Here is a 9,003-nt window from a genome sequence, read left to right as displayed (position 1 = left end):
GCCCGGACGGACGCCGGATCGCCTCCGGCAGTTGGGACGGCACGGTGCGGGAGTGGGACGCGACCACCGGCGAACCCGTCGGCCAACCCCTGACCGGACACCGGGACACGGTCACGAGCGTGACGTTCAGCCCGGACGGACGCCGGATCGCCTCCGGCAGTTGGGACGGCACGGTGCGGGAGTGGGACGCGACCACCGGCGAACCCTTCGGTCAACCCCTGACAGGACACCACTACGCGGTGGGTGACGTGGCGTTCAGCCCGGACGGGAGCCGGATCGCCTCCGGCGGCGCCGACAAGACGGTGCGGGTGTGGGACGCGACCACCGGTGAACCCGTTGGCGAACCCATGACCGAACCCCGGGGACGCGGGACAAGCCTGGCGTTCAGCCCGGACAGGCAGCACATCGCCTCGAGCAGTGCCGACCATCCGCTGCGGGTGTGGGACGCGACCACCGGCGAACCCGTCGGCCCACCCCTGACCGGACACCGAGGCACGGTGACAAGCGTGGCGTTCAGCCCGGACGGACGCCGGATCGCCTCCGGCGGCAGCGATGACACCGTGCGGCTCTGGGACGCGACCACCGGCGAACACATCGGCGAACCGCTGTACGTTGGCCTAGCGCTGACCTACCAGAACGCGGTGTGGAGTGTGGCGTTCAGCCCGGACGGCCGCCGGATCGCCACCGGCAGCGAAGACGGCACGGTGCGGCTGTGGGACACGACCACCGGCGTCCGCCAACCGCTGACCGGAGGAGGCCAGGACCCGGTGTACAGCGTGGCGTTCAGCCCGGATGGGAAGAGCATCGCCGCTGGCAGCGGGAACCTCGCCACTGCCACGGGGGACAACATGGTGCGGCTGTGGGATGCGACCACCGGCGAACCCGTCGGCGAACCCCTCGCCGGACACCAGAACGCGGTGACGAGCGTGGCGTTCAACCCGGACAGCCGCCGGATCGCCTCCGGCAGTTGGGATAACACGGTGCGGCTGTGGGATGCGACCACCGGCGAACCCGTCGGCCAACCCCTAGCCGGACACCACAGTACGGTGTGGAGCGTGGCGTTCAGCCCGGACGGGAAGCACATAATTTCCGGCAGCGAAGACGGCACGGTGCGGCTGTGGGACGCGACCACCGGCGAACACATCGGCGAACCCCTGACCGGACACCTGGACGCGGTGATCAGCGTAGCGTTCAGCCCTGACGGACACCGGATCCTCTCCGGCAGTGCCGAGGGCGCCCTGCAATTGTGGCCTGGACCTGGGACGTGGACGAATGAATTGTGCGCCAAGCTCACCCACAACATGAGCCACCAGCAATGGCGCGAGTGGGTCTCGCCGAACATCGACTACATTGAGGTCTGCCCCGGCCTTCCGATCCCGCCCGACGAGGGCTCTCGCTGACGCTAGGAGGTGAACGGTGCACCCAAACGATCGCGGGTCCGAGATTCGGCGCCGCCTCTGGAACGACATGCCAGAGAAGATCGGATCCGATGTGGGCGCCACGACGTACGAGAGCGCGGTGCTCGAACAGTACAGGCTGTATGTCGAGATGGCGGATCGAGTGAGTGCGCGCCGGGGCCTGGCGAACTCGTTCTTCCTGACCCTGAATACCGGGATCTTCACCGTCCTCGTCGCCTTCGGGGAAACCCCACCGCAGGGCACGGCATGGTGGCTGGCGATCCCCCTGATCGCGATCCTCGGCCAGTGTTTCGGCTGGTTCTACCTGGTTCGCAGCTACCGGCTCCTGAACAGCGCGAAGTATGAGGTCGTCGGCGCGCTCGAAGAACGACTCCCAGCCTCACCCTTCTGGCGTGCCGAATGGTGGGCCCTAGGTGAGGGAAAGGACCGCTCACGGTACTGGCCCCTCTCCCACATCGAGCAGTGGGTCCCCATTCTCTTCGGTCTCGCGTACATCTCGGGTTTCCTCGCCATCGTTCTTGCTTGAGTTCGCTACTCCGGCTTGGTGTGTACCGCGGAACCCACCAACCCGACCTAGGCAATGGCGCTCAACGCATCGAGCCGATCGATCGAAGGTCACACATTCGTCTGCGTCTATCATGAGTGGCGCAAAACGATGACAACAAAAGTTGTGATGCATCTGATTTCGATGAATCCCATTTACCGTCGGCAAGATTGACGTCCAGCCGATCTCCCCGCTTGACTGCGAGATGCGACCGACGTGACGTTGACTTGCTCCGCGGTGCCATCTGGGCAGACACAACTGGCGATTCTCCGGTTACAGACCGACTATGCACAACCTGGGCTGTCCAGTAAGGACTCGATGAGTGCATGGCCGTCCTCATCGATGCTAAGAATTTTGAACTTCGAGACCTTGAGGGTGCAGCATCGCTGTGTCACCAGTCGTCATGTGGTCATTCCTCAAGTGCTCAAGACGCCGAAAAGTGCTGGTCATCGGCGTACCTCGCCGGGTACCTTCCGCGGCGAGGTAACCACGAGGATACACACAGTTCGAAAATATGTTCGACTATACTGGCTGGGTAGATCGATGGGGTTAAAGATGTTGTGAAGGCGGCGAGTATGAGCGAACTGCCAATTGCGCCAGCCCCGAACGGGCTCACCAAAGCGGAGAAACTCGACCAGCTGCGGCGGAAGATGGCGGCGATTCCCGCTCGGTCCGAGGGCACCGAACCTGCGAGGCCCGCGGTGATGCTGCGGTCCGTCGACGAACCCGCACCGATTGTGGCCACCGCTCAGACCACACTGCGAACACTTCCGGTGCCCTCTCCGATCGCGGAGCTTCTTCCGCGCGGAGGACTTGCCCGCGGCACCGTCGTCAGCGTCTCCGGTGCGAGCGCAGTGCTGATCGGGCTCCTCGCATCAGTCACTGCCAGCGGCTCACACGCGGCCGTGATCGGACTGCCGAATCTCAGTCTCCTCGCCGCTGTCGAGCAAGGTGCCGACCTGTTCCGGATTTCGGTGGTTCCCGAGCCGAAGGACTCGGCGGTCGCGGTCGAGGCCGCGGCTATCCTCCTCGACGGAGTTGATCTCGTAATACTCGGGCTTTCGGGCGCGGCCGTCACCCCATCGAGGGCGAGGGCGGTCGTGGCCCGGGCACGGTCGAAGGGGGCCGTCCTGCTGGTGACCGAGGGGCACTGGGACGGGGTGGACCTGCGCATCGAATCCCAGGTCACCGGATACTCCGGTCTGGGCGACCGGCATGAACGCCTCACCGCGGTGCAGCTCGACGTCGCGGCTGCCGGGAAGGGGTTCCAACGCCGGACGAGTCGGATGGAGATCCGCAGCGACTCCGGTTCGGTTACCTGGTGCGCCGACACCGATGTTCACCCCACGGAACACACACCACTACGAGCCGCGCTGTGATCAACACCGACAACTGGACCGAACGCTGGCCCCAGCACCCCGTCATCAGGACCTTCGATCCGCCCCGCGCAGTTCAGGTCGACATCGGAAAGGCGTTGCCGCTCGGACGTGGCGGGGCGGCCCGGGCCGACTACGTCAGCTTGAGAGTGAAGAGCTCGTCGATCTACCTGGCAGGGCTGCGGCCGGCATTGCAAACGCACTGGCTGCAAATGCACGACGGACAGTGGTTAGCCGCGATCACCGTTTATGTCACCGACGCCGCAGGCACCAACAGCCTCGAACTCGACATGATCGTCACCGCCGACGCCATCACGGAACCACCCGGCCCGTAGCTGTCCGAACGGGTCGAACCCCACTTCTGCACAGGATCGATGGCTCCGGTCAGGGGGTCAGTGTCGGTACCGAACGCAGCTGGCTTCCGCTGGTCATCCGCCTGCCCGGCGGCCCGGCCACCTGCGGTGTCCCCCAAGAGGATGCTCCGCTGCGCTCCGCCCTGTTGAAGAACATCGTTCTTTTGACCTGCTGGCCTTCCGATCCTGATCGACGGCGGCCGGGGAACAACCCCTGGCGGCGCAAGCGCCGGCACAAGGCTCCGAGAACTTTCTCAACCCACACTCGCTTCGCTCGCAGAGAAACTTCCCGGCCCAGGGGTTGCACCCCGTCCTGATACCGCCGATCCGACTCTCCCTTGCCAGCAGGGCAAAAAGAACGATCGGGACAGGCGAGTGGTCCGATCCGTACGAAAGGTCACTGACATATGAACCCACCGACAGCGCCCGTGGATCCCATCGTGGAGACGTCCGATGTGCTCGACTACCGAAGCTTCGGCACCTTGGAAGAGATCTACGCCCGCGAGCTGACCCGACTCGAGGCAGTCGGCGTCACCGATCCCGAAGTGGCTTCGACCGGCGGCAATTGCTACGCCCTCACCGGCGGTGCCGGTTACGCCCCCGATGGCCGGTCGATCTACCTCCTGGCCACCACCAACGGCGGCCCTGCCTTGGCAACTGGTGAACCCATTACGAGCTGGGCCGTCGGCCTGTACGACGCGCAGGGTGGTGACTCAGTAGCCCTGGTCATGGGCGAGGCCAGCGTCGAGGCACTCGGCGACTCCCCCGATGCACTCGGCTGCGCGGTCACCCGCGCCCGCACGGCACTGCACCAATACACCGGCGTGCACCGGCCGGGAAGACCGCCCTCATCGGAGACCAGGGCGTGACCTGGATCCCCGCATAACCACCAACACCGCACACCCATCTCCGAAGGAGAACAAAAGCTATGTCGAAGAACATCTTCCAGGCTGGCGACCGCGTCATCATCGACCCCGTGGTCGCGAACAAGGACATGAAGGGGCGCGTTTTCGAGGTGGTTCGCCAGTTGAAGGTGAACTACGAGCTCAAGCCACTCGACGGTATCGGCCCCGGAGTGAGGGCACAGCCAGAGGTGCTGTTGCCCGCGCCCGAGGATCTGCTAGCGAAACCGATCGTCGCGGTCGCGCCCTTGTCGACCGGGTCCACGGTGCGGGTGAAGCAGGCCCGGAATATCGATCCGACCACGCTGTTCGTGGTCCTCTCGAACGGTGCCAAGGTGAAGATCGCCGAACTGGGCGGCGAAGACGGCCGGTACTGGAATGTGCCACGAACCGCGCTGGAGAAGGTGACGATCGACGTCGCCGCCGCCGCGGCAAGCGCCCAGGTGGCCGAAGTCTGACATCGGATCAAGCCCGCTGACGCAGTGCATGGCGGACACATCCTGACCACCACGTAGATCGGCCCCAAGCGGGCACACCGGACAGCAGCTATCTGCCCGGTGTGCCCGCACCAAGGACAAGGCAGAGCAACCACCATGACCGAGCCGAGACACCAACTCGCCCAGCTCGACCTCTTCATCCCATGCGCCATCCCCACCTGCGAAACCCCAGTCATCGAATCCGGTGACGTGTGCACTGGCTGCCAGGACGCGTTCGGCCACATGCTGCAACCACGACCCCCCGCGCGGTGCGAGTTATCACCGCAGCTCGAGGCCGCACACACCGTCGGAATGCAGGCGGGGAACAGAACGATCCCGACCGCAAGCACCGACGAGTGCGAGTGGAAAGCAAAGCAGACATGTTGGCTGTGCGAGGAACGCCGGACATGTCAGAAGGTGCGCGGCCGCTGGGAATGCAGATCCTGCACCCGCCGATAGCTGGAGCCACCCGGTGCTGAAGAAGAGATGCCGCACCGGACGGAACTGAATGAATCCCCGAACCCTGGCTTCCGGTCCGATGACACTCGGCATCGCGCCGGCGGCTGGGTGTCGGGCCGCGAAAAGGGAACCGCCGAGAATTCGACAGGTAATAAAACGTTGCGGCACCCATCTCCCTTATTCTTTCCTTATTCTTCTACCGGGCCACCTGCGCATCAAGGCCGCTCAGTGAAACTTTTCCACGCGGTCGCACACTCCCTTATTTCGAAGGAAATTTTCCCCGCTCGCCTTGACGCCCCCGGCCCCGGAAGAATATCCGCCAGTACAAGGGGAAAGCAGCTCCGAGGGCAGGTGGTCACGGTGGTGGCGGCGTAATCACCCCAGGGAAGGCGATGTCTCAATGGGTTCCGGGAAGGGCATCGAAAAGCGCCCCAATGAATGGTTCATAAATGGCCGAATTGAATAATCGAAAGGCTTGGATATGAGCGTCTTATTCGATAAGATAAAGGCAATCGAAATTGATTCGAGGGGGAAGTTGTGACAGTCACCGTGTATTCCAAGCCCGATTGCGATCAGTGCAACGCAACCTATTTGCAATTCGACAAAGCGGGGATCGAGTACACGGTTGTCGACCTCACCGAGGACGCCGAAGCCCGCGACTACGTGATGAGCCTCGGCTACCTCCAGGTCCCGGTCGTCGTGGCCGGCACCCAACATTGGGCGGGATTTCGTATCGACCGCATAAGAAACCTCACGCACCGGGAAGTATTCGCAGATCAGGTGGAGGACGCATCATGAGCGCACAGACCACGCCGGCCGCGCAGGAGGCCGCCGGATCGAAGCACCCGATGAACAGGGCAGCGGTCGGCCGACGGAGCTCTTCACCCGAGAAGGGGCCGTCATGTCGTTCATCTCCGCGCCGATGCTGCGCCGTGTATCCGTCGCCGCTCTCACGGCAACTTTGACCGCGCTTGGTGTCGCGGCCGCCGCGCCCCAACCGGTGATCACTCCCTACGACCGCAGCTGGGCCAGTGCACCCGAGGGCACCGCCTGCCGAGTAGGACCCGGAGCCGCCGGGCACGTCGTCGTGGCCAGGTTCAAGGGCAAACAGTGGAACGTCTGCGCCCAACTCAATCCCGGCACCGGACGGCTGTACGGATGACGGCCCTACCCACCGACCCGACCATGTTATGAATCCACGAAAGGACCGACCCGTGAGCGCAGCACTCGCACTCGTCCCCGGGACGACGCAGCCGGTCGACACCGAGCCGCTCCAGCCCGAAGACTTCGCCGACGACCTTCACGCAGATGTGGAAGCGCTTTTCCTATGCGCGCTGTTGTGGGCACCCCAGGTGGCTGCGAAGCACTCTGTCGGCATCCTCGAGCCCACCGACTTCGCCCGCCCCCTCCACCGCGAGTTCTTCATCCTGATCCGCGGCCTGATCGAGAGCGGGGCACCCCACAATGCGGCGATGGTCGGGGCAGCGCTCGAGCGGTCCGGGGACCTTGCCGGGCACCTCGGGTCCGAACGCTCCCGGCACCTCGCCAACATCACCACCCTCGGCGCCGAGCACACCGGCATCGACCACTACGCCCACGCCGTCTTCAGCCAGGCCTACCGGCGCTCCTTCGCTACCGCAGCGGCCGCGCTCACCCAGGCCGCGCAGGAACTCCCCGCCCACCAGCTCTACGAGCACATGTGCGAGATCGGCCGCCGCCAACGCGCCCTCACCGAACGCCGCAACACCATCGAAGGAGACACTCAGTGAGCATCCACCCCGACCTGCGCACCGACGACGAACGCGACGCCTGGGAACTCCGTAATTCCGGCCTCACCTGGACACAGGTCGGCCGAGAAATGGGATGCAGTCCGACAACCGCGCAATCCCTCGCCACCGCCTATGAGAGGCGCACCGACAACGCCGCCGCCGAAGCCCAAAACACCCTGTTCTGACCGACTCCCCGGATACCTGTCCACCCCAGGAAACCGGCAATGATCAGGTAGAACAGACAAAGGTGCGCATCACCCGCGCACCGACAACTTTTCGAGACGACGAAGGAGCACCCGGTGACCACCGCACATCACGACGCCACCGTTTGCCCCGAAACCCGCAGCATCGAAAGCTCCATCCAGTTCGCCACGGCAGGTGTGCGCCTCGCAGGCGGCACCGTCACCGAAGAAGACGAAGCGGCCGCCCGTCGAGTCCTCTGCGGTGAAACCACCGTAGAGGAAGAACTTGCAGCCCTGCGCACAGAACTCGGTTGCTGAACCAGTGTAAGGAGCCACCGCGATGACCACCGCACGCAACGCACAGTCACACATGACCGAAGCCCAGGTCGAGCGGGCAATCGCCGCCGCCACGGCCGGCCACCGAATGGCAGGCATGGAACCCAGCGAATACGGCATCGAAGTCGGTCGCCGGCAACTACGCGGAGAGATCACTGGCGACGAAGCCGTCGCCCTCGTGCTCGCCGAAAACCGCCGCCGCCGAGCTGCCTGCAGTTGACAGACCCGTATGTCGACCCCGACACCGGGGTCCTGATCAACAAACTCGGACACACCGACCCACAGGCACTCCTCGAGGACGAAGCCAACGCGGCCTACCAGCGTGTTTTCCAACTTGAACTGCACCCGATATCAGGCCGAAACAGCTCGGAGTAGCGCCCTGGCCGAAGTGCCCGGCGACAACCTGAACGCGCTCATGCCGTAGCCGGGCAACCCGGGCATGCGGGAGCGTCTCGCAAGCCCGTCAGTGCAACACAAAGGGCCGGCATCTCACACGTGGTGCCGACCCTTTTACTCGTCTGCGATCAGCCTTTGACGCGGAGCCTCGAGCCGTAGGCGAGTGCTCGTGGCGTCCACAGTCCGACCGACTTCGTCAGTGGTGGCCGCAGCGTGAGATACGGCCTGCGGTCGCTCTGGCCGGTCATGCGGGTGCCCCGTGCCCGCCGCCGCGTCGTTGCTCGTCCTCCTCGAGGACGACAAGGACTTTCAGCATCTTGTGCACTTTGCGGTCGGCGGCCGCTGCTCGCAGGTACGGCGCTGATCGAATCAGAAGGACGCCGGCCGCGGATCCGACGACACCGATCCACACGATCCAACGGATGAGCGATCCGGGCGGAGCAAGGAAGCTCGTGAGAGCGCTGATCGCACTCCCGACGACGAGAATGGCTGTCGGCAGCAGCACGACCGTGTGCCAGTACCGTCCGGCCTGTTTGCGATGCTGTTGCGCGTTTTCGAGGGCGGTAAGCAGGTTACGCGACAGGGCAAGCGCTGCCCACGTCAGTCACACCTAGGCGCGGCGCTGCGGGCGCTACCCCATGCCTGCCGTGGATGCGGTCCATCTGCCTGCGCGTGAGGCCAGCTGTCTGCCTGCTCATGCTGTCGAGGGTTCTGCGGTATCGCGCACAGCGCCGTGCGAATCACCGGGGGTGGGGACGGGCTCGATGTCGATGTCAGCGCCGTCCTCTTTGA

Annotated in this window: 12 protein-coding genes and 1 pseudogene; 12 read left to right on the top strand and 1 reads right to left on the bottom strand. The window is 64.6% G+C overall.

Annotated elements, in window-relative coordinates; genetic code table 11:
* From R4P95_RS33210 to R4P95_RS33155, 12 genes and pseudogenes are all read left to right on the top strand, one after another.
* Positions 1-1,400: pseudogene (locus tag R4P95_RS33210) on the top strand (WD40 repeat domain-containing protein); the annotation flags it as partial.
* A gap of 67 nt (positions 1,401-1,467) precedes the next feature.
* Positions 1,468-1,944 (top strand): hypothetical protein, encoded by a 477-nt coding sequence (locus tag R4P95_RS33205; protein ID WP_317747377.1) that lies wholly within the window; start codon positions 1,468-1,470, stop codon positions 1,942-1,944.
* 593 nt (positions 1,945-2,537) lie between these two features.
* On the top strand, positions 2,538-3,341 hold the full coding sequence (locus tag R4P95_RS33200) for a hypothetical protein (RefSeq protein ID WP_317747376.1): 804 nt from the start codon (positions 2,538-2,540) through the stop codon (positions 3,339-3,341).
* Positions 3,338-3,673 carry a hypothetical protein gene (locus R4P95_RS33195; RefSeq protein WP_317747375.1) on the top strand — a complete coding sequence of 112 codons (336 nt, stop codon included), beginning with the start codon at positions 3,338-3,340 and terminating at the stop codon, positions 3,671-3,673. The genes R4P95_RS33200 and R4P95_RS33195 overlap by 4 nt, the downstream gene beginning before the upstream one ends.
* 425 nt (positions 3,674-4,098) lie before the next feature.
* Positions 4,099-4,560, top strand: a complete 462-nt coding sequence (locus R4P95_RS33190) for a hypothetical protein (protein ID WP_317747374.1) — start codon at positions 4,099-4,101, stop codon at positions 4,558-4,560.
* A gap of 59 nt (positions 4,561-4,619) precedes the next feature.
* Entirely contained in the window at positions 4,620-5,051 is a 432-nt protein-coding gene (locus R4P95_RS33185) for a hypothetical protein (RefSeq protein WP_317747373.1), read from the top strand.
* A gap of 1,014 nt (positions 5,052-6,065) precedes the next feature.
* Positions 6,066-6,326, top strand: a complete 261-nt coding sequence (gene nrdH, locus R4P95_RS33180) for a glutaredoxin-like protein NrdH (protein ID WP_317747372.1) — start codon at positions 6,066-6,068, stop codon at positions 6,324-6,326.
* 103 nt (positions 6,327-6,429) lie between these two features.
* Positions 6,430-6,690 carry a hypothetical protein gene (locus R4P95_RS33175; protein WP_317747371.1) on the top strand — a complete coding sequence of 87 codons (261 nt, stop codon included), beginning with the start codon at positions 6,430-6,432 and terminating at the stop codon, positions 6,688-6,690.
* Between the two features lie 52 nt (positions 6,691-6,742).
* Positions 6,743-7,297: a DnaB-like helicase N-terminal domain-containing protein gene (locus R4P95_RS33170; protein ID WP_317747370.1), complete on the top strand. Its 555-nt coding sequence runs from the start codon at positions 6,743-6,745 to the stop codon at positions 7,295-7,297.
* A complete protein-coding gene (locus tag R4P95_RS33165) occupies positions 7,294-7,482 on the top strand; it encodes a hypothetical protein (protein WP_317747369.1) in 189 nt (62 codons plus the stop codon). Before R4P95_RS33170 ends, R4P95_RS33165 begins: the two co-directional genes overlap by 4 nt.
* 114 nt (positions 7,483-7,596) lie before the next feature.
* A complete protein-coding gene (locus R4P95_RS33160) occupies positions 7,597-7,797 on the top strand; it encodes an antitoxin VbhA family protein (protein WP_317747368.1) in 201 nt (66 codons plus the stop codon).
* A gap of 22 nt (positions 7,798-7,819) precedes the next feature.
* On the top strand, positions 7,820-8,035 hold the full coding sequence (locus R4P95_RS33155; protein ID WP_317747367.1) for an antitoxin VbhA family protein: 216 nt from the start codon (positions 7,820-7,822) through the stop codon (positions 8,033-8,035).
* Between the two features lie 420 nt (positions 8,036-8,455).
* Here R4P95_RS33155 and R4P95_RS33150 read toward each other — a convergent pair whose 3' ends face one another.
* Positions 8,456-8,716, bottom strand: coding sequence for a hypothetical protein (locus tag R4P95_RS33150; RefSeq protein WP_317747366.1), 261 nt, complete (start codon positions 8,714-8,716; stop codon positions 8,456-8,458).
* Positions 8,717-9,003 lie beyond the last annotated feature (287 nt).

The organism is Rhodococcus sp. IEGM 27, assembly GCF_033142305.1.
In the GTDB taxonomy this organism is placed as follows: domain Bacteria; phylum Actinomycetota; class Actinomycetes; order Mycobacteriales; family Mycobacteriaceae; genus Rhodococcus_F; species Rhodococcus_F oxybenzonivorans.
This window is presented reverse-complemented; position numbering and strand designations above follow the sequence as displayed.

What these genes read in the sequence shown, in the direction of transcription:
- R4P95_RS33205 (WP_317747377.1), top strand. Translation starts at nt 1,468, where the DNA reads ATGCCAGAGAAGATCGGATCCGATGTGGGCGCCACGACGTACGAGAGC.
- R4P95_RS33200 (WP_317747376.1), top strand. Translation starts at nt 2,538, where the DNA reads ATGAGCGAACTGCCAATTGCGCCAGCCCCGAACGGGCTCACCAAAGCG.
- R4P95_RS33190 (WP_317747374.1), top strand. Translation starts at nt 4,099, where the DNA reads ATGAACCCACCGACAGCGCCCGTGGATCCCATCGTGGAGACGTCCGAT.
- R4P95_RS33185 (WP_317747373.1), top strand. Translation starts at nt 4,620, where the DNA reads ATGTCGAAGAACATCTTCCAGGCTGGCGACCGCGTCATCATCGACCCC.
- R4P95_RS33175 (WP_317747371.1), top strand. Translation starts at nt 6,430, where the DNA reads ATGTCGTTCATCTCCGCGCCGATGCTGCGCCGTGTATCCGTCGCCGCT.
- R4P95_RS33155 (WP_317747367.1), top strand. Translation starts at nt 7,820, where the DNA reads ATGACCACCGCACGCAACGCACAGTCACACATGACCGAAGCCCAGGTC.